The following is a 19,537-nucleotide window of genomic DNA, read 5'->3' on the forward strand; positions in this document are numbered from 1 at the left end:
GCTTGGTGGTTGAATGAAGGGAGTCGCCTTTTTCTCGGGTGGCAAGGACGGCCTCTATGCGGTTCACCTTGCTGAAAGAAACGGAATCGAGGTCCCCTACCTTCTCGCGCTCAAAACGACTATAGGACTCTCGCCCCACTGGGAGAACTTCTCAGCTCTCAAAACGCTCGCCGATGCGATGGGGAAGGAACTGCTAACCTTCGACATGAGCCGGGGAAGCGAGGCACTGGCGGAATTCATAGCCTCTCTGGAAGTGGACTACCTGATAGCGGGCGACGTTCTCTTAGAGGACCACCTGAGGTGGATTGAGCGCCTCGCGGAAGAAGCCGGAGTCAAACCCCTTGAACCGCTCTGGGGGCGAAACACTAAGGAGCTCGCCGAGGAAATCCTGAATGCGGGCTTTGAGTACGCGATAATAGCCGTGAACCGCGAAAAGCTCGGTAAAGAGTGGCTCGGCTACACCTTCCGCTCGGTCGCCGACCTGGAGCTCTTCCTCGAAAGGAACCCCGGCGTTGACCCGGTCGGCGAGTTCGCGGAGTTTCACACCGTTGTTTTAGCGTCTCCCCTCTTTGAAGGACGTTTTGCCCTCGAAATCCTCTCGACAGAGGAGAGCGAGAGGTATCACTGGGTTAGGTTCGAGCTAAGAAATGAGAAAAGGTAAATAGGGACAGGGCGAAAATAATGGGGGGTGAGAGAATGGGTGAGATAGTGCTCAGGATAACCGTCCCTGAGGGCTGGAGTGAAGAGATGAGAAAAGCCCTGGAGCGAAGGCTTGTCGTGGACGTTGCGCGGGAGCTCCAGAAGAGGGTTGAAGAGGCGAAGCGGTTCGAGGAAATCGTGAGGAACATCAAGATAGAGGACGAAGAAGAGGCCAAGGCGCTTGAAGACGAGATTGCGGGGGAGATAGCCAGGCGCTACGGAGTGGTCTGAATGGAGGTCGTACTGGACTATAACGTCGTTTTTTCGGCCCTTTACAACAGAGGCGTTGCCTACAAACTTTTCATGCTGAACCACGTGACGAGGGACGTTGAATTTTTAGTTCCGGGCTACTTCTGGGAAGAAGTCGAGCGAAAAAAAGACCGTCTCGCCAGATTAACTCGCCTAACAGAGGGGGATTTCGAATTCATTCTCAGAATTATCAAGTCCCAGACGATAACGATGCCGGAGCACATCGTCAAGGCTGGCATAGAGGAAGCCCTCTCCTTGTCTCCCGACCCAAAAGACGCCCCTTACGTTGCCCTTGCTCTCGCCCTGAGTCTCCCTCTTGTTACGGGTGATTTAAAGCTGAAAAACGCCATCAAAGATAGAATTGCCGTCTATTCTCCGTCAGAACTACTAAAACTCATGGGTGGCCCGGTATGACCCCCGAAGAACTCCTCTCTAAGCTTGAATCCAAAGGGGTAACCCTCGAAAAGATGCTCGACACCGCGCTGGAGCTCTACATCGGCGACGAGCGCGAGAAGGTTCGAGAAAGGCTGAGAGAGCTAGTGTTGGGGTATCTGGGCGACATCAACGTTCAAGCTCTGCTCCTATCGGCTCTCCTGCTCGAAGAGAACTTCAAGGTTGAGGGCGACCCCGTGAACCTTGTGGCCGACGAGCTCATCGGCATAAACATCGCCGAGCTTATAGGCGGGAAGATGGCGCTCTTCAACTTCTTCTACTACGACACCAGGAAGCCCGGAATCCTTGCGGAGCTCCCACCGTTTCTCGACGATGCGATAGGTGGCTTTATAGCGGGCTGTATGACGAGGCTGTTCGAGGAGGTGTAGCGGTGCGTAATCTTTTACCCTTCTTCACGCGGATTCCGGTCAAAGGCGACTTCGAGAGGGTTAGAAATGAGCTCTGGGCACTTCCCATTCTCGCACCGGTAACTTCGGCCCTGGCGACGCTCGTTCTTTACCTGGGACTTCCTCTGGGTAACGTCTTAGCCCTCCTTGCCCTCTACCTCACGATAGGCCTCCTGCACCTCGACGGCCTGGCAGACTGGGCCGACGGGATTATGGTCAAGGGCGACCGCAAGAGGAAGGTTAAGGTGATGAAGGACTTAAACACGGGCATAGCCGGGGTCTTTGCCGTCGTTATGGTTCTCTTCCTACAGGTTTACTCCATTCCCTTCCTCCCGTTCTACGCCCTCTACCTGGCTGAGCTGAACTCCAAGTTCGCCATGCTCCTCGCCCTCGCAACGAAGAAACCCCTCGGCCAGGGCCTTGGGGCGTACTTCATGGAGGGCATGAACGGAAGGCAACTGGCCATCGGAACGGCCCTCTACCTCCTCCTGCTCCTGCCAATAGCCTATATCGAACCCTGCTCGCTCGCGTCTCTCTTCGGCCTCCTGGCTGGAGCATATGTTATCAGGCTCTCGCTAAAAAACTTCGGCGGGCTCAACGGTGACTGCATAGGCGCGGTAGCCGAGATAACGAGAGCAGGGGCGCTCCTGGGAATGGCACTGGCTTTGGGATGCTAGCTCAAAGCCCGCCCTGAAGCCATCCGGCGAGCTTCATGCTCGTGCCCTTCTCAATTTCTCCCTTCAGGTTCTCCTTCAGCACGAAGGCCCTGACCTTTCCGATGGGCTCGTTGCTGAGGAGCATCATGTAGCCGGCCCCGCAGGGCGTTTCGACTTCCTCAAGCTCAAGGACATGAGCGGTCATGACGTAGTCGTCTATAAAAGCCCCCTGAACGCTCACCGCCGCTGGAAGAAGTATCTCGGCCTCGTTGAGGTCAATGACGACCTCTTTGCCGTCGGGCAGTTTCGTGGTTTCCCTCTTGAGTTCCTCCGCCGTCCCCGTGTACACAAAGAAAGCCAGCTTAACGTTGAGCTTCTCAGAGTTTAGATAGGCTTTCTTCCTTTCGATGTAGTCGGTTGCGTAGAATGTAACCGCGGGGGAATATTCGTTTAAAACCGCCCCCGAGACGTTAGCTTCGGGCCACTTCTTCCACTCAAGGACTTCTTCAACCTCGAACTCAACCGTTACCCCCTCAAGAACAGGAAAAGCCGTGAACGGTTCCATGTCGCGCTTTACGACTCTGAGAACCAGGCCGCGGGCTAGGGGGACGTCCACAACTTCATAGGAGATCTTTTCCTTTCCGAGGAGCTTCTTCTTCTCGAACTCAACGCGCCTGGCCGGGTACTTCCCGAGAACGGCATCCTCGATAAGATTCAACCCCTCCCTCTGGGAGATGCAGACGGTGTCGAGGTGACTCCCGTGATGGATTCCGTTTATGAATTTTAACTTTTTCCTCCCACCCAAAACCATAGAATCCCACCGTTGTTAGTACAAAAGGGGATTTAAAAACCTAACGTCTCCGGGTGAGTTCAACAATCGCCTCGACGTGGGGCGTGTGCGGGAACATGTCCACGAGAACCGCTTCCTCCACGCGGTAAGCTTTTTTCAGGTGGTTCTCGTAGTCGAGCCTGAACGCCTTTGGGTTGCAGGAGACGTAAACGACCCTCCCAACTCCGCTCCGTACGAGAAGTTCTCCAGCTTCCCTCAGACCCTTCCGCGGTGGGTCCACTATCACGGTGTCGTAGTCGCCTATCGGGGCCTCCTCAGCCCTCCCAACGCGGAATTGGGCGTTTACTCCGTTCAGCTTGGCGTTTCTGTTGGCCATCTCGACCGCGAAGGGATTAACTTCGACCCCTTCAACGGCAAAGCCCCTCTTAGCCAGCCAGACACCGAAGGTGCCGACGCCGGAGTAAAGGTCGAGAACCCTTTCGCCGTCGGCGAAGTCCTCAACTGCCCTGAGGAGAAGCTCAAGGGCGTAGCTGTTGGTCTGGAAGAAGCTGTTGGGGTGGATGAGATACGTTACGTCGCCGATTCTCTCCTGTATGAATGGGTTCCCATCGACGAGCTCCGGCTCCCCGCGTGCGTCGTCTCTGTCGTCAGCCTTTAGGCTCTAGTAGAGCGAGTCCGCGAAGGAGAAGTAGTCTTGGAATGCCTCGACGATTTCTTCGGAGGGCCTGCGATGGGCTATGAGGTTCGCCATGACCTCTCCAGTGAACTTGCCCTCTCTGACCTGGAGATAGTGAACGTCGCCGGTTTTCCTCTTCAGACTCCACGGCCTAAGTCTCGTTTCCGCCAGAAAGTCGCGGAGAACGCGCAGGTATTCGGGCGTTCTCTTCGAGAAGACAGGGCACTCCGAAAGGTCCACAACGCCAAGGGGGTTTCCGTATTCCTTGAGGCCAACGCCGTTAGTCGTCACGATGAAGTTGCTGACGTTGCGGAAGCCCCAAATTTTGGGCGAGCCCTTAATTTCGGCCTTTATTCCGGTGATTCGCTCGAAGAGCTCAGCCTTGAGTTCGAGCTGGGCCTTGTAGTTCAGCCCCTGCCAGAGACAGCCACCGCACTTCCCGAAGTGCCGGCACCTCGGGAGAACCCTCCGGGAGGAAGGCTCCAGAAGCTCGAAGTCCCTCGCGATTAGCCTGCCGAAGCGCCTTCTCTTTGATTTGACCCTAACCCTATCGCCAGGATAAGCGAAGGGGACGTAAACGGTTTTGTTCCCGGCTTGAAGAACCCCGAGGCCGTCGTCACTGAGTTCGCGGATTCTTCTGGAGGGCATGTCCTTCACTTGCGGGCTTCGCTTAAGAATCCTTCGAAGCCGATAATGCACAACTCTGCACGTGTGAACAGGTGTGGTAAGGTTTATATCCCCGTCGTTCGAAGCACAACCGAGGTGTCCACGATGAGCTACCGCGAATACCGCGATAAGGTTTTGGAGTTTATTGAGGACCATGAGAACTGGAGGGCCCACACGATAAACCTCATAGCAAGCGAAAACGTGACTTCTCCGACGGTTACCAGGGCAGTCGCGAGCGGTTTCATGCACAAGTACGCCGAGGGCTGGCCGAAGCAGAGGTACTATCAGGGTTGTAAGTACGTTGACGAGGTCGAGCTCATCGGCGTCGAGCTATTCACCAAGCTCTTCGGAAGCGACTTCGCCGACCTCAGGCCGATTTCCGGAACCAACGCCAACCAGGCGGTCTTCTTCGGCCTCACCCAGCCGGGCGACAAGGCGATAGTTCTCCACACCAGCCACGGCGGGCACATAAGCCACATGCCCTTCGGAGCGGCTGGAATGAGAGGTCTCGAGGTTCACACCTGGCCCTTCGACAACGAGGAGTTCAACATCGACGTTGACAAGGCCGAGAAGCTCATTCGCGAGCTCGAGCCCAAGATAGTCGTCTTCGGCGGTTCGCTCTTCCCGTTCCCGCACCCGGTCAAGGAGCTCGCGCCCGTAGCTAAAGAGGTCGGCGCCTACGTCATGTACGACGGTGCCCACGTCCTTGGACTCATCGCCGGAAAGCAGTTCCAGGACCCGCTCCGCGAGGGTGCCGACATAATCACCGCCTCGACCCACAAGACCTTCCCCGGACCGCAGGGCGGTGTCATCATCTACAAGCGCTTCGGCGAGACAGAGGAGATAGCCAAGCTCCAGTGGGCCATCTTCCCTGGAGTTCTTAGCAACCACCACCTCCACCACATGGCCGGAAAGACCCTCACCGCGGCCGAGATGCTCGAGTACGGTGAGAAGTACGCGAAGCAGATAGTCAAGAACGCGAAAGCTCTGGCCGAGGCCTTAGCAGAGGAGGGCTTCAAGGTCATCGGTGAGGACAGGGGCTACACCGAGAGCCACCAGGTCATCGTTGACGTCAGCGACCTCCACCCCGCTGCCGGAGGCTGGGCGGCACCGCTCCTTGAAGAGGCCGGCATAATCCTCAACAAGAACCTCCTGCCCTGGGACCCGCTTGAGAAGGTCAACGAGCCGAGCGGTCTGCGCATAGGCGTCCAGGAGATGACCCGCGTTGGAATGTTCGAGGACGACATGAAGGAGATTGCCAGGTTCATCCGCCGCGTCCTCATCGACAAGGAGGACCCGGCCAAGGTCAGGCGCGACGTCTACGGCTTCCGCGCCGAGTTCCAGAAGGTCTACTACTCCTTCGACCACGGGCTTCCGCTCAGGGAGTGATTGGGCTCCCTCCAGTTTTTCCATTCTTACTTTGGTTTCTCCCCAAAGTTTCTCCAGCGACTTCGGATTTTCTTGAAGAAAAAGTTATAAGCTTCCTTCTCAAGGCGTTTCCAGCGGTGCCTGGCCTTCATTCACCGCGCACCCCCGCCGGGCACCGTGGCGTGCGCCTCAAATCAGGGGGTCAAATAAGGGGGCTAAAATCCCCGCCGCGGCCTCAAATCAAACCGCTTCAAATCATTTTGAAACGAACGAAAGCGTTAATTACTCTTGTGGTGAGTTCATCTTGGTGGTGTCCGTGAAGAGGGCGGTCCTTGCGGTTCTAATAATCGCTGGGCTGGTGGCGGGTTATTTCCTCGTTGGTTCCAGCGGCTCGGCCGAAGCGTCACAGGGAAAGAAGGCCCCGATTAATCTTTCCCTCGAGGGGGAGCGCTACTCACCGACGGACACGATGGTCCTGACAGTTACCAACAACGGCAACGAGACCGTTACCGTTGGCTATCCCTTCGAGCTCTATCGCGAGGAGAACGGAAAATGGGTCAAGGTAAACGTTGACCTAATGTTCATTCAGTCGGTTGTTCAGCTTGAACCCGGGAAGAGCTGGACCCAGAAGGTCAGCCTCTCCCAGCTGAAGCTCTCATCTGGCCATTATAAGATAGTGAAGAAAGTTTCAACTCAACAAATGACCCTCACCGTGAGCGCCGAGTTCTACATCGAGGGCTGAGGTTTCATTTATCTCCTACCGCCTCTTCTGGCAAAACTTTTTATTCTCCACCCACATACCCAACCCCCGGCTGGAGGGATGGCTATGAAGTTCTGTCCGAAGTGCGGTAACCTCATGCTCCCTGACCGGAAGAAGAAGGTCTGGGTCTGTCGCGTCTGTGGCTACGAGGAGCCCTTTGACGAGGAGAAGGACAGGGCTAAAACCAGAATAACGCAGAAGGTCGAGCACAAGCCGGACGAGGAGATAGTCGTCATTGAGCAGGATGTCAAGACCCTGCCGACCACCAAGGTCACCTGCCCCAAGTGCGGTAACGACACGGCCTACTGGTGGGAGATGCAGACGAGGGCCGGCGACGAGCCGAGCACGATATTCTACAAGTGCACCAAGTGCGGCTACGTATGGAGGGCCTACGAGTGAACGAGCTCGAGCGCGAAACCCTCGTCAGGCTCGCGAGGAAGGCCCTGAAGGAGCTTGAGGAAGCCTACCGCAGGGTTCCTGATACCGACAACGGAAAAGCTTATTTATTCCGCGGAAAAGAAAGGGTTAGGCTCATGCTTAAAATACTGGAGGGATGAAGATGCCGTTCGAGGTCGTTTTTGACGGTGCCAAGGAATTTGCCGACCTTATCGCGACAGCGAGCAACCTGATAGACGAGGCCGCCTTCAAGTTCACCGAGGAAGGCATAAGCATGCGCGCGATGGACCCGAGCAGGGTCGTTCTCATAGACCTCAACCTCCCGGAGAGCATATTCTCCAAGTACGAGGTCGAGGAGCCCGAAACCGTTGGAATCAACATGGACCAGTTCAAGAAGATACTCAAGCGCGGAAAGGCCAAGGACACGCTCATACTCAGGAAGGGCGACGAGAACTTCCTTGAGATAACCTTCGAGGGAACGGCAAAGAGAACGTTCCGCCTTCCGCTCATAGACGTTGAGGAGCTTGAGCTCGACCTTCCGGAGCTCCCGTTCACCGCTAAAGTCGTCGTCCTCGGCGAGGTTCTCAAGGAGGCCGTTAAAGATGCCTCACTCGTCAGCGACGCCATAAAGTTCATCGCCACCGAGAGCGAGTTCGTCATGAAGGCCGAGGGCGAGACCAACGAGGTCGAGATTAAGCTCACCCTTGAGGACGAAGGCTTGCTTGACCTCGAGGTCGAGGAGGAAACCAAGAGCGCCTACGGAATCAGCTACCTCAGCGACATGATAAAGGGCATCGGCAAGGCCGATGAGGTAATCCTCCGCTTCGGCAACGAGATGCCCCTCCAGATGGAGTACATGATTAGGGACGAAGGAAGGCTCGTGTTCCTCCTCGCCCCACGCGTCGAGGAGTGATTCCCCTTTCCTTTTCTCTGAGGTGGTGGCATGGACATCGTCAAGCTCAGGGAACTGCTTGAGGGGGAGCTTTCCAGTGTCGAACTGACGGAGTTAGACGACGACTTTTACAGGGAGTTCGACAGCCTAATCAAGGCCCTCAAGCTGAGCGCCGAGAGCTCCCGCGAGAGGGGCGAAAGCGTCGAAGAGAGACTCTACCTTGCCCAGCTCAAAATAGCGGAGGAGCTGATGAAGGAGATAATCAAGCTCCGCCTCCATAAGATTGTTGACCTCGCCGTCGAGGGAAGGATAGCTGAGATGACCGATGAAGAGAGGAGGATTTTCAGGATTCTCAGGGCCTTCGTTGAGCGCGAGGAGCTTCCAGATGTCGGGGAAGAGCTTCCGGAGGTCGAACCCGAGCCGGGCGAAGCTGAAACACCAACTAAAAGGCCACTGCGGGAAGCCTACATCGTCACCGCCGAGCTTCCAACGATTCTCGGGCCCGACCTGAGGGAGTACGGACCCTTCAGGGCCTGGGACATGGCGGTTCTGCCCGAGGAGATAGGAAAGGTTCTTGTCGAGAGGGACGTTGCCTTCAAGGTTAAGATTTCCCCGTGATTGCCATGCCCTTCTCCGTCTGCATGCGGGACTGCTACGATACCTGCTCGATGGTGAGCGAGCTCAGAGACGGAAGGCTCGGTGTTAGGGGCAATCGGGAACACCCGATAACGGCCGGCTTTCTCTGTCCCAAGGGCGCTCTGCTCCCGAAGTGGTTCCACTCGGAGGACAGGCTAAAGAAACCGCTAATCCGAACCGGCGAGAGGGGGAGCGGTTCCTTCAGGGAGGCGAGCTGGGACGAGGCGATAGGCCTCGTAGCGAAGAAGCTTAAAGAGACCATCGAAAAGCACGGGAGCGAGAGCGTTCTCGTTTACCAGTACGCCGGCGACAGGGGAGTTGTGAACTACGCGTTCCCGCTGAGACTCTTCCACTACCTCAACACCGCCGTGCTCGACTACGGAATCTGCGACAGGGCCGGGCAGGAGGCGTTAAAGGACGTCTACGGAACCGCCGTCGGTCTCGACCCCGAGGAGCTTAAAAACCAGCGGTTAATCGTCTACTGGGGGATAAACGCATTCTGGACGAACCTTCACGGCTTCGCCCTTGCCAAAAGGCATGGCCTTGAAATCTGGACGGTTGACGTCGTCAGAACCGAAACGGCCAAGCGCTCTCACCGGTTCTTCCAGATAAAGCCCGATACGGACGTTCTTTTGGCTTTGGGAGTTGCGAAGGTCATCATCGAGGAGGGACTTTACGATAGGGCCTTCGTCCGCGAGAACGTTTACGGCTTTGAAGAATTCAAGAATTATGTAAAAACGCTATCGCTTGATTATGTAAGCAGGGAAACCGGGTTGAGAGTTGAGGAGATAGAGACCTTCGCGCGGGAGTTCGCGGAGAAGAGGGGGGTAATCCACATCGGCTACGGATTCCAGCGCTCCATTGCCGGTGGGGAGGCGGTTAGGACGATAGCAATCCTTCCCGCCCTCGTCGGCCACCGTTTCGGCTTCATTTACGACATGAAAACGATAGACAAGTCCTACGCTGAAGGTGCGTTCCTGAGAACGAAGCCGGCAAAGAGAATCCCCCAGATGAAGCTGGCAGAATACATCGAGCGGGGTGAGATTAAGTTCCTCTACGTCTACAACTCCAACCCCCTCGCGAGCCTTCCGAACCAGAAACGGCTGAGAAAAGCCCTAAGCGAGAGCGACGTCTTCGTCGTTACGCACGACATCTTTCTCACCGACACGGCCCTCTACTCGGACGTCGTTTTGCCCGCCAATACCTTCTTCGAGAGGCTTGACATAGCGGATTCCTACTACCATCGCTACGTTGCTCTGAACGAGCCGGTCGCGAGGCTGTACGGCAAGAGCAACAGCGAGGTAACGAAACTGCTCGCAAGAGCGCTGGGTATTAAAAATCCCCACCTCTACGAGAGCGACGAGGAGGTAATTCGAAAGGTCCTTGAGCTCAACGGGCTGAGCTGGGAGGAGCTGAAGGCAAAGGGCTTCGTTAAAATCCCCGAAAAGCCGAGAAAGTGGGAAACTCCGAGCGGAAAAATCGAGTTCTTTTCGCAGAGGGCCGTTGAGAGGGGCCTGAGTCCGTTTCCCCAATACAGGAAGTTTAAAGGAAAGTATCAGCTCCGCCTGCTCACGCCAACCTACAGAATGACGATAACGAGCCAGTACCACAACACCCACGGAATGGTCGACCCCAGTCTATACATAAACCCTGCGGACGCCGATGAGCGGGGAATCCGGGACGGCGAGACGGTCGAGGTCTTCAATGACTACGGCCGGATAAAAACCCTTGCAAAGCTCAGCGACGACGTTCCGAGAGGAGTTGTCCTGCTCTACAAGGCCTTCTGGGTTAAGCTCCTCGGCTGGAACGCCAACTTCCTGACGACTGATGAGACGGTCGGGGATTACGGGAACGGCTCAGCGTACCATTCAACGTGGGTCGAGGTTAGGAAGCTTAAAGGCGAATAAACATTCCTGTTCACTGAGTTTTGACAACGGAAATTTGTGTCAGTTTACACAATGACAACCATTTTTAAGCGGGTCTGGACTTCTCCTCACTGGCTTTAAAAGGCCTTTGTTTATCCGCCAAGTTTTTGCCCAAAAACGAACCGAAAGACTTATATATTCGAACCTATGAGGTTTATAGTGAAGACGACACAGGAAAAGAAGAGGTGATGAAAGATGGTCGTCATAGGAGAAAAGTTCCCAGAGGTTGAGGTCAAGACCACCCACGGAGTGATAAAGCTCCCGGACTACTTCGCCGAGAAGGGCAAGTGGTTCATACTCTTCAGCCACCCGGCTGACTTCACCCCGGTCTGTACGACCGAGTTCTACGCCATGCAGAAGAGGCTCGACAAGTTCAGGGAGCTCGGCGTCGAGCCGATTGGACTGAGCGTTGACCAGGTCTTCAGCCACATCAAGTGGATGGAGTGGATAAAGGAGAACCTTGGCGTCGAGATTGAGTTCCCGGTCATAGCCGACGACCGCGGTGAGCTCGCCGAGAAGCTCGGCATGATTCCGAGCGGAGCAACGATAACCGCCAGGGCCGTCTTCATCGTCGACGACAAGGGCGTCATAAGGGCCATCGTCTACTACCCGGCCGAGGTCGGCAGGGACTGGGACGAGATACTCAGGCTCGTCAAAGCCCTCAAGGTCAGCGACGAGAAGGGAGTTGCCCTTCCGCACAAGTGGCCCGAGAACGAGCTCATCGGCGACAAGGTCATCATCCCGCCGGCCAGCACCATCGAGGAGAAGAAGCAGAGAGAAGAGGCCAAGGCCAAGGGCGAAATCGAGTGCTACGACTGGTGGTTCTGCTACAAGAAGCTCGAGTGAGCTTCTTTCCCTATTCTTCAATCTCTTCCAGGTATTTTAGTGTATCGACAAGTGGTTTAAACGCGGTTTCTAAGTTCTCCAATTTACACGATAGGATAAATTTTGTGAGCGTTTTGTATCCATACGTGCGGATGACGGTCATTATCTGACTTTTCAAACTTTTAACATCTGAGTATTCGAGCTTAACTTCCTCCCTTCCAAGCTCAAGGTTGATAAGTTTTCCAACCCATTCTTCAATAGCAAACTTCTCTCCCTGCACAACAATATGAACTTCAAGAGTGTTCGTACGAACAACATAAGGATTTGACCCAGTAACGACATAGTCTTTAAAGAGGTCCTTGCATATCTCGTCAAGTTTCTTCAAGTCAAAATGCTCCTTATCAATTAGAATAACGTATCTTGTGTGTCCTGTAAGCTCGTAGACTTCAGGAACCGATTTAATAACGTTCAGGCCTGTTTTCTTGGATAACGGCCTTTTTGGAAAAAGAAGGATTTTGTCTCTGCCGTTGTATCTCTTCGCAATTGCTGGAAGTACCTTCTCCTCAGTACGACCGTCTCCTGTCAAAACGAGGGCGATAATATCAGCGCCTGTGGGAGACTGTATGAGAACCCTCACGGAAGACACCTCAAATTTTAAGCTCTGTCGCGATGAGTCTTGGGTCTATATTTGACTCTAAGAGAGTTTCTATTTCGTCTGGACTGAGCTCACGGTGATAGAGAGTGTCTTGTGAGTCCTTTCTGAGAAGGATGACCTGCCCATTAAATTCCTCAATTTCTTCACTTAGGTCATTGAAGTAATACAGGACGTCTATGCTGTGAGTTGAGAGAACCACCTGCCATGGACCAAGAGCAAGCCATCTCATGAGCTCATACAACATTCCGGGGTGGAGAGCGGTGTCAAAATCATCCCATAAGACCAGTTTTGGTCGTAGGAGCTCAAGGAGCATCATGACCTTTACGCTCTTTTTAACACCGTCTCCGGCGTCCTCTATGTGAATATAGCTGGCATCACTCCTCCTGAGGTACCAGCCGTCCCTTTTGAGGACTATCTCAGTGAACTCTTCGTCAAGAACCTCGCTTATTCTCCTCGCAGTTTTAGTGTGTATTTCCTTCTTCACAATTTCGGGTTCCTTATCCTCAAGAAACTTGTTGATATGTTTCATGAAATTCGTGTCGTATGGAAGGAAAATTACTGGAGATGTCTTATGGAGGTCAATCTGAACATGTTTGTTCCCACGTAAAAACTCCCCATTATCTGCCAGCGCGTGAGTGATTGTTCCTTTTTCGGTTTCGCATGTTGTCTTGGCTCGTCCTGCGTACTTATAGATGAGCCTGTGTGCTCCATTGTGCCGGTCTCTAATGAATTCAAGAACACTCCTTCCGGTAATTGGCTCCTTATACTCTGGAACCGTTCCAAGAAGTATTGCCTCCATTAGTGTTGATTTCCCTGCGTTGTTCTTTCCGATTAGTATGTTGAACTTTTTGAATGGAATCGGGCTTGAAAGCTTTTTTATTCCCCGAAACTCTGAAATTTCTTTTATCTCACGGATGAACATGATTGTTCCCTCTATTCTCACGTATCAGGTCAGAACTTAAAAAATCATCCCTAAACCTTTCAAAAATCAGCTCGTCCACGAAGCCGTAGCCCGGAACGTGGTGGTGTTTTCTCAGCCTCCCAACGAGTTCGAAGCCGTTCTTCTCGAGGACCTTTATCGAGGCAACGTTCGGCTCGTAAACCCTCGCGTAGACCTTCCGGAGGTTGAGCCAGTTGAATGCGTAATCGAGGGCCAACTTCACCGCCTCGCTTCCATAGCCCCTCCCCCAGTGCTCCCTTCCGAGGAAGTAACCGAGCTCTGCCCTTCCGTCGCGGTGGTCTATCCTGTGGAGCCCTATGAAACCGACGAGGGAAGAGGTTGAGTTCTCCACTATCGAAAAGACCTTCTCGCGCTCCTTTGCCTTTCTAATCCTCTCGTACCACTCCATCTCGTCCTCAAAGAAGAAGACTTCCTCCGGGGCCGTTAAGAAGAGTCTCACGCTCCTGTCGTTGAACCAGAGCCACGCTTTCCTTACGTCGTCTCTCAGCGGAACGGCGAGCGAAACGAGGTTGCCTTTGAGAACGACCGGCCTCATCGGGCGCACCTTAACTTTATTAAGCCCTTACGAGTATTTAAACCCGATGGAAAGGGAGAAGCTCATCAAAACCGTTGAGGCGATACTCAGGAGCGCGGGCTACAAAACAGCCCGCCTTGAGTTTAGAGGTTCCTGCTTTGACATAGTCGCGAGCCGGTTAGTGGTTCTTCTCTTCCTCAAGGTCGTCGCGAACATAGACACCGTTACCGAGGAGCAGGCCGAGGATTTGAAGAGGCTCGCGAAGTTCTTCAACGCTTCCCCCCTCATAGTGGGCCTCCGCTCGAAGAACGCGGAGCTTGAGGAGGGAGTTGTTTACGAGCGCTTCGGAATCTACGCTTTGAGACCCGAAACGCTCTACGACGTCCTCACAAACAACGAGCTACCGGCCATCTTCGCGGAGCGCGGTGGGCTTTACGTCCGGATAAACGGCGAACTTCTCAGGGAGCTTCGCGAGAGGCACGGTTATTCGGTCAACGAGCTGGCACAGCTCCTCGGGGTTTCGAGGAAGACCCTCCTCAACTACGAGCGCGGTGAGCAGGCCGTTTCACTTGAGGTGGCGATTAGGCTCGAAGAGCTCTTCGACGAGGCCCTGGCCGAGCCGATTGACGTTCTGAACGCGAGGGTGGAAGCGAAGCTCGACGTTAAGCCAGAGAGCCCCCTTGAAAAGGAGGTCTTCGAGAGGTTGAAGCGCCTCGGTCTCGGCCTCGTGAAGGTTAAGAAGGCCCCGTTCAACGCGGTTTCAAAGGGCGACGAGTTCAGAATCCTGACGGGGATAGACGAAAGGAAGACCCGCTCGACGGTGAAGAGGGCCGAGATGGTGGCCGAGGTTGGCAGGATAATCAACTCCGACGGCGTGTTCATCCTTGAGAAGACCAAGACCGAAGTCGTCAAGGAGGTCCCCATAATCCCGAAGGAGAGCCTCAGGGAAGTCAGGGACGCCGACGAGCTCATTGAGATGATTGAGGAGCTCAAAAAGGAGATAAAGGCGAAGCTCTTCAGCTGAAGAGCACCTTTCTCCAGCTCTCGCGGAGCTTTCCGACGTACTTCTCCGGCGAGGCTATGAGAACGGCCCACCTGGGAGTCTGTCTCCTCTTGAGGGCGTTCGCAAGGGGCGTTACCTTCGAGAGGGGCTGAACCTCGCCGTTTTCAAGGAGCACCTTTATGCCGGTCTCCTTCAGCCTCGGCTCGCTGAGCATCAGGTCTGCTATGCTAAACTCGAGGATTACCTCTCCCTCGCTTGCACCAACGGCTTCCGCCAGGGCCCTCTCAAGCTCCTGCCTCCTCTTGACGTTCCTGTAAGCCGACAGCAACTCCCTCCTCTCCTCCTGGCTGAGCTCCTCCGCGCTCGCGAGAACCGCGGCCTTGTAGAGCTTCCTGTAAAGGACGCGCCTCGTGAGCTCCGCAGGCAGGCCCTCTAAATCCTCGAGTTCAACTAAAACCCGGCAGTCGGTCATCTTCCAGAAGTCCCATAGGTGGTCCTCTTCAAGGGCGAACTCCAGAGCTCTGGTCAGCATGCCCTCGGCAATCTTCACCGTGTGGTGGAAGTAAACGCGCGAGTACATCAGCGAGCGCGCCACCATCATTCCCTCGACGGCTTCAACACCCTTCTCGTCGACGACGAGCTCGTCATCGTGGATTTCGAGCACCTTGAGGAGCCTCTCAAGGTCTATTATTCCGTGCGCGACGCCGGTGTAGTGGGCGTCTCTGATGAGGTAGTCGAGCTGGTCAACGTCAACCCCCCCGTGAAGCATCTGGCCAAGGTAGGGCTTCTTCGCCCTGCCGAGGATTAGGTCCGCCACTTCCCTCGGCTCAATTCCGTGGTTTTCCAGTATCTCCGGAATCTTCCCTCCGTCCTCGTCGCCGGTTATGTTTATCCGCCCCGTTATGATGTCCTGGCCGAGGCGCATGTGGTCGCGCTCCTTCACGTAGTGCCGGTAGATTCCCTCAAAGGTGTGGCTTAGGGGCCCGTGCCCGATATCGTGAAGTAAAGCGCCGACCTGAAGGAGCAGGCTTTCGTCTTCATCGAGCCCGACCTCGTCGGAGAGGCGCTTTGCTATGTGCCAAGTTCCGAGGGAGTGCTCGAAGCGCGAGTGATTGGCGCCGGGATAGACGAGGTACGCCAGACCGAGCTGTCTTATGTGCCTGAGCCTCTGGAACTCGGGCGTTTTGACGAGTTCAAGGATTACCCCCGTGACCTTCATGCTACCGTGGATTCCGTCGTGGATAATCTTCGCTTTCGCCATTCCCACCACCGGCTGGAAATCTGAGAAGGGCCTTAAATAACTTTTCGGCATTATGACAAGGAGGTTAAAGGAAAGAAAATCAGAAGTCCTTTCCGGCGACGTATATTCTCTTGGTCTTCCCAGGCCTGACTGGAAGGCCCTCGCGGAGCTTTTCCAGCGGGACTGCCTCGATTATGAGCTCCGAGCTCTTCGCTTCCTCGACCTCGTAGCGAACCGGATTGTTGGCCTCGTAGATGAGCTCCCTCACCTCATCCTCGATTCCAGCTGGTTTTTCACCCTCGTAGGCAACCCTTACGACCACCCTGGGCCTCGGGTTGTCCGGCGAGAGCGGGTGGTAGAGTATCACGAAGTCCTTGAGCTCGGGATGACCGTAGACTATCTCCATTACCTGGTCTATGTGGAGCTTTGCCCCGGAGAGAACGACGACGTCCTTAACGCGGATTATGCTGACGACTTCGCCGTTTTCGAGCCTCGCCAAATCACCGATGTCGTAGTTGAAGAGCGGTAATCCAGTTAGCTCGCCCTCGCGCATGACCTTGGTAATGTAGAGCCTCTTGTATTCCGGATAATCCTCGTCGCCGGTGTCCTCAAGGACTATTACGGACTCCCCGAAGTGGAAGGGCGTTGCTCCCTTTCTCGTAACTATCCTGAAGCCGGTAACGTCGTCCTCCGTCGAGCCGAAGTTGTCTATGACGACGGCGTTAGGGAACAGCTCAAGGGTGGCCTTGGCCAGCTCTGGAGTGAGTGTCTCACCGCCGACGACTATCGTTTTAACGTCCTCCCTGAGCTTCTCCGGCAGAATGAGGCCAAGGTTGTAGGCGGTGGCAGTTAGGGCCCATATCGAGGTTGGCTTTATGTCCTCAAGCTCATTGAGAAGGAGTTCCCTGTTCTGGAGGTAGGTAATCGGCACCTGGAAGTACGCAACCCCTGCGTTGTTGCCCTCAAGCCCGCTCAGTGCGAAGTTGCCCGATGAGGACGGCAGTGGCGGGAAGAACGAAGCGACTCGTTCGCCCTTCTCGAAGTACTCGTTGACCCAGGGCGCCATCTGGCGTGCGGTTCGTCTCTTGTCGTCCGGGGTGAAGGGCACCCTCTTCGGCCGGCCGGTCGTCCCGCTGGTTCGCATAACCGCGTGGAAGAGACGGCCCTCCCGTATGTAGTCCGGCCAGACGCGGGACCTCTCGTAAAGGTCGTGGGGCTTGATTGTTACCCTGGCCGTTAGTTCACAGAGGGTTTCCGGAGAAATCCCTTCCAGGTCAAGACCCTCGAATTTCTCTTTCCAGAACGGAGTCGTTTCCACGGCCTTGCTCAGGGTGTATTTAAACCCATCCAGTAGGGTTTTACGATATATAACGGTGGGCATGGCGTCACCCATCAACATTGGGCGTTGGTTTATTTAACCTTATGGGTTCAAAATGCAACTCTCGTTTAGAAAGACGTTTAAGAAAGGCTTATATTCTCCTGTGAACAATTACATGCTATGACGTACGAAGATGTCCCGGAAAGTCTAATTGAGGAACCCCTTAAAGTCGAAGAAGACGAAGTTCTAAGCCACCTCAAAAGAACCATCCGTTATCACCTCAAACACACACCCTATTGGAAGAGCTTCCATGTTGCCGATGAGGAAATTGTGGGGAACACCATCATTGAGACAGTCGAAAACATGCTCAACAGGGACTTTCTCGTAGAGGAAGATTACCTACGTGCCAACTGGCCCGATTTTCTACCAGAGGGCTACCCTGGTAGAGTTCGCTTTTATCAGTCCTCAGGAACTACGCGCGAGAGGGCCATCGGACACTGGGACAGGGAATACGTGAGATACCTCGTCTCGTACCTTAAATCCTCCCTCGACGAACTTTACGGCCTGAACGAAACGTTTCCCCCGGGCAGGATGCGTGCCCTTGCACACGGCCCCTACGGCTGGTATCAGGACGAGATAAGCGAGCTCGTGTGGAGCTACGGTGGTTACCTGTACTTCATAGGCATGGAAACCGACGGGTTGAAGAAGGTTTTGGAGGAGAAAGGAGTTGAGGAAGTCCTAAGAATTCTCAACCCGCTCGTCCGCTACACCGAGCGCGTACTTAAGAGGGACAGGATAAACCTCGCGAGGACCGCACCACCTTTAATCGGGCTCTTTGAAAGCGTATCGGAGGATATAGAAGCAGTTATTCTAAGCGGTGTTGGAACAGACGTCGCTTTTCTCAAGGAAGTTGAGGAAAAGTTCCCAAACGCCCGGGCAATTCCGCTCTACGGCTACTACCTCTTCGGCGACCTCATAGGGATTCCCGGGAAAAGGAAGATATCCTACTACCCCAACTGGCCATTCACACTGGTTCTTCCGGTCGAAAAAACAGCGGATGGATACCGCGTGGTGGACTACGGTGAACGGGGTTTGCTGGCCGTGGTTATAGCCAGACCGGAGGTGCTCGTCGTGAAGGTTGAAGACGAGACTGCCATTCGGGCTCCGCCGGCCGGACCGTTTAGATGGGACGGCTTCGCCGACCCGAGGAGGGTTGTTCATGACCTCCGCTGATTTTATCCCCTACATCAGCGGATTTCTCGTGATACTTGCTGACCTGACGGCCGCTTTCTTAATCCTCCGCGTATACTTGAGGAGGCGTAGAAGGTCTGCCCTATTCTTTTCCGCCGCATGGTTTGCCGATATGCTGATGGTTGTTCTTTCAATGTCGATGAATCCCCTGATACGGATGATTGCTGAATTTTCACTGACTATCTTTGCCATGCTGGTTTTTATGGGGTCCGTGAGACTACTCGATGAAGAGTTGATTCCGGTCCCCCACTATATTCTCCAAAGGATGGCACTTATGGCACCGATTTTTTATATCTTCGTTGCCTCGGTGTATCACTTCACAGGAAATGCCGACTGGGCCCTCACCGCGGGGGTCTCCCTGGGAATAAGTGGGGCTTTTGTGTTTGCCAGCGGTGTCCTTCTGAGGCCCCTTGAGACGGTTTACAAAAAGCCTGCGAAGGTTCTATACCTCAGCGTTCTACTGTTTGGTCTTCACTTAGTTCCAGCGGCACTTTTCGGTCTCTACGAGTGGTACCTTCCCATTGGCTTTACCCTCTCAACGGCGCTCACGATAATGATGGCATATTCAATGCTCAGGTTAACCTCTACAAGGGAATTCCTTGAGGGGAGAGGCGAGGTTAGGGTTCCTGAAATTCATAGCGGGACAATTATACTCCAGCCGGAAGATTTCGAGGAGGTTCTTCCGAAGCTTCGAGAAGCGCCAGTGCTTGCATTTCTTCGCGACTTAAAGTACTCCCAGAAAAGCTGGAAAACCTACTTTATAACTGCAGTCCCTTTTCGGAAGGAGGGAATCTCGGGAACGATAAACCCCACAGAACTCGCTAAGATGACGGAAATCGTCTACCAGTACCTAGAGGAAACCAAACGGATGGGCTTACCTGGGGTTGTTGTTATGGATTGTCTGGAGTACCTCAGCATGTACAACCATTGGGATTCGCTTATGAAGTTTCTGTCCAAGCTTAGAGACTTAGTGCTGGTTAGGGGTGGAACGCTCATCATCGTCGTAGACAGAAACAGCGTGGAAGAACGGCTCTTCAACCAGCTAAGAAAACTCCTCGAGTGAGGGTTTATAAACCACGTCTCATACTTAGAAACGCCCCCGCGCGAGGACCCCGGGGAGAATGAACCGGGGGGCGATGCGGGGGCTACAGCCCGGCCTCAGCGAGGTCCCCGCGGGAGGGCCTTCCGCGTCCCGGAGCGCGATGACCACGGGAAACC

The 19,537-nt window shown here is 54.5% G+C and carries 22 protein-coding genes and 1 pseudogene; 16 read left to right on the plus strand and 7 right to left on the minus strand.

The window, feature by feature from the left end; translation table 11 throughout:
* Positions 1–13: 13 nt before the first annotated feature.
* Genes CS910_RS07350 through cobS form a run of 5 tightly spaced genes read left to right on the plus strand, consistent with a single transcriptional unit; the run spans position 14 to position 2,464 of the window.
* Complete coding sequence (locus CS910_RS07350; protein WP_099210749.1) at positions 14–661, plus strand: PAB0415 family putative ATP pyrophosphatase; 648 nt, start codon at positions 14–16, stop codon at positions 659–661.
* Between the two features lie 35 nt (positions 662–696).
* Entirely contained in the window at positions 697–930 is a 234-nt protein-coding gene (locus tag CS910_RS07355) for a hypothetical protein (RefSeq protein ID WP_173866236.1), read from the plus strand.
* Positions 931–1,362, plus strand: coding sequence for a PIN domain-containing protein (locus CS910_RS07360; RefSeq protein ID WP_099210753.1), 432 nt, complete (start codon positions 931–933; stop codon positions 1,360–1,362).
* Positions 1,359–1,769 (plus strand): alpha-ribazole phosphatase CobZ, encoded by a 411-nt coding sequence (cobZ, locus tag CS910_RS07365; RefSeq protein ID WP_099210755.1) that lies wholly within the window; start codon positions 1,359–1,361, stop codon positions 1,767–1,769. Before CS910_RS07360 ends, cobZ begins: the two co-directional genes overlap by 4 nt.
* A 2-nt stretch (positions 1,770–1,771) precedes the next feature.
* Positions 1,772–2,464: an adenosylcobinamide-GDP ribazoletransferase gene (cobS, locus tag CS910_RS07370; protein WP_099210757.1), complete on the plus strand. Its 693-nt coding sequence runs from the start codon at positions 1,772–1,774 to the stop codon at positions 2,462–2,464.
* A gap of 1 nt (position 2,465) precedes the next feature.
* Here the strand turns inward: cobS and CS910_RS07375 are convergent, their stop codons facing one another.
* Both CS910_RS07375 and rlmD read right to left on the minus strand, forming a co-directional pair.
* Positions 2,466–3,254 carry a hypothetical protein gene (locus tag CS910_RS07375; protein ID WP_099210759.1) on the minus strand — a complete coding sequence of 263 codons (789 nt, stop codon included), beginning with the start codon at positions 3,252–3,254 and terminating at the stop codon, positions 2,466–2,468.
* Between the two features lie 40 nt (positions 3,255–3,294).
* Positions 3,295–4,557, minus strand: a pseudogene (gene rlmD / locus CS910_RS07380) (23S rRNA (uracil(1939)-C(5))-methyltransferase RlmD).
* Positions 4,558–4,680: 123 nt separating this feature from the next.
* On the opposite strand from rlmD, the gene glyA reads away from it, so the two are divergent.
* The 8 genes from glyA to CS910_RS07415 all read left to right on the plus strand — a co-directional run bounded on the left by glyA (position 4,681) and on the right by CS910_RS07415 (position 11,398).
* A complete protein-coding gene (glyA, locus tag CS910_RS07385) occupies positions 4,681–5,964 on the plus strand; it encodes a serine hydroxymethyltransferase (RefSeq protein ID WP_099210761.1) in 1,284 nt (427 codons plus the stop codon).
* A gap of 286 nt (positions 5,965–6,250) precedes the next feature.
* Complete coding sequence (locus CS910_RS07390; protein WP_145955382.1) at positions 6,251–6,685, plus strand: immunoglobulin-like domain-containing protein; 435 nt, start codon at positions 6,251–6,253, stop codon at positions 6,683–6,685.
* Between the two features lie 84 nt (positions 6,686–6,769).
* The gene (locus tag CS910_RS07395) at positions 6,770–7,102 is read left to right on the plus strand and encodes a transcription factor S (protein ID WP_099210765.1); all 333 of its coding nucleotides are present in this window, start codon (positions 6,770–6,772) and stop codon (positions 7,100–7,102) included.
* On the plus strand, positions 7,099–7,260 hold the full coding sequence (locus CS910_RS11990; protein WP_167914929.1) for a hypothetical protein: 162 nt from the start codon (positions 7,099–7,101) through the stop codon (positions 7,258–7,260). The genes CS910_RS07395 and CS910_RS11990 overlap by 4 nt, the downstream gene beginning before the upstream one ends.
* A gap of 2 nt (positions 7,261–7,262) precedes the next feature.
* Positions 7,263–8,012, plus strand: coding sequence for a DNA polymerase sliding clamp (locus CS910_RS07400; protein WP_042689803.1), 750 nt, complete (start codon positions 7,263–7,265; stop codon positions 8,010–8,012).
* Positions 8,013–8,042: 30 nt separating this feature from the next.
* Positions 8,043–8,609, plus strand: a complete 567-nt coding sequence (locus CS910_RS07405) for a DNA replication complex subunit Gins51 (RefSeq protein WP_099210767.1) — start codon at positions 8,043–8,045, stop codon at positions 8,607–8,609.
* Positions 8,610–8,614: 5 nt separating this feature from the next.
* Positions 8,615–10,534: a molybdopterin-dependent oxidoreductase gene (locus CS910_RS07410; RefSeq protein WP_099210769.1), complete on the plus strand. Its 1,920-nt coding sequence runs from the start codon at positions 8,615–8,617 to the stop codon at positions 10,532–10,534.
* Positions 10,535–10,747: 213 nt separating this feature from the next.
* A complete protein-coding gene (locus CS910_RS07415; RefSeq protein ID WP_099210771.1) occupies positions 10,748–11,398 on the plus strand; it encodes a peroxiredoxin in 651 nt (216 codons plus the stop codon).
* Positions 11,399–11,408: 10 nt separating this feature from the next.
* Here CS910_RS07415 and CS910_RS07420 read toward each other — a convergent pair whose 3' ends face one another.
* The 3 genes from CS910_RS07420 to CS910_RS07430 are packed head-to-tail and all read right to left on the minus strand — an operon-like array spanning position 11,409 to position 13,528.
* Positions 11,409–12,014: a hypothetical protein gene (locus CS910_RS07420; protein WP_099210773.1), complete on the minus strand. Its 606-nt coding sequence runs from the start codon at positions 12,012–12,014 to the stop codon at positions 11,409–11,411.
* Positions 12,015–12,024: 10 nt separating this feature from the next.
* The gene (locus CS910_RS07425; RefSeq protein ID WP_099210775.1) at positions 12,025–12,954 is read right to left on the minus strand and encodes an AAA family ATPase; all 930 of its coding nucleotides are present in this window, start codon (positions 12,952–12,954) and stop codon (positions 12,025–12,027) included.
* Positions 12,941–13,528 (minus strand): GNAT family N-acetyltransferase, encoded by a 588-nt coding sequence (locus tag CS910_RS07430; protein WP_099210777.1) that lies wholly within the window; start codon positions 13,526–13,528, stop codon positions 12,941–12,943. Before CS910_RS07430 ends, CS910_RS07425 begins: the two co-directional genes overlap by 14 nt.
* Before the next feature lie 46 nt (positions 13,529–13,574).
* Here CS910_RS07430 and CS910_RS07435 point away from each other — a divergent pair, with 46 nt between their 5' ends.
* On the plus strand, positions 13,575–14,531 hold the full coding sequence (locus CS910_RS07435; protein ID WP_042689790.1) for a transcriptional regulator: 957 nt from the start codon (positions 13,575–13,577) through the stop codon (positions 14,529–14,531).
* On the opposite strand, the gene CS910_RS07440 is transcribed toward CS910_RS07435, so the two are convergent.
* A complete protein-coding gene (locus CS910_RS07440; protein WP_099210779.1) occupies positions 14,524–15,771 on the minus strand; it encodes an HD domain-containing protein in 1,248 nt (415 codons plus the stop codon). The genes CS910_RS07435 and CS910_RS07440 overlap by 8 nt on opposite strands.
* Positions 15,772–15,850: 79 nt before the next feature.
* Positions 15,851–17,131: a phenylacetate--CoA ligase family protein gene (locus CS910_RS07445; protein ID WP_099210781.1), complete on the minus strand. Its 1,281-nt coding sequence runs from the start codon at positions 17,129–17,131 to the stop codon at positions 15,851–15,853.
* 117 nt (positions 17,132–17,248) lie between these two features.
* Here CS910_RS07445 and CS910_RS07450 point away from each other — a divergent pair, with 117 nt between their 5' ends.
* Together CS910_RS07450 and CS910_RS07455 are read left to right on the plus strand one after the other, a co-directional pair.
* Entirely contained in the window at positions 17,249–18,301 is a 1,053-nt protein-coding gene (locus CS910_RS07450; protein WP_099210783.1) for a hypothetical protein, read from the plus strand.
* Positions 18,288–19,382 carry a DUF835 domain-containing protein gene (locus CS910_RS07455; protein ID WP_099210785.1) on the plus strand — a complete coding sequence of 365 codons (1,095 nt, stop codon included), beginning with the start codon at positions 18,288–18,290 and terminating at the stop codon, positions 19,380–19,382. Before CS910_RS07450 ends, CS910_RS07455 begins: the two co-directional genes overlap by 14 nt.
* Positions 19,383–19,537 lie beyond the last annotated feature (155 nt).

The organism is Thermococcus henrietii, from assembly GCF_900198835.1.
GTDB lineage: Archaea > Methanobacteriota_B > Thermococci > Thermococcales > Thermococcaceae > Thermococcus > Thermococcus henrietii.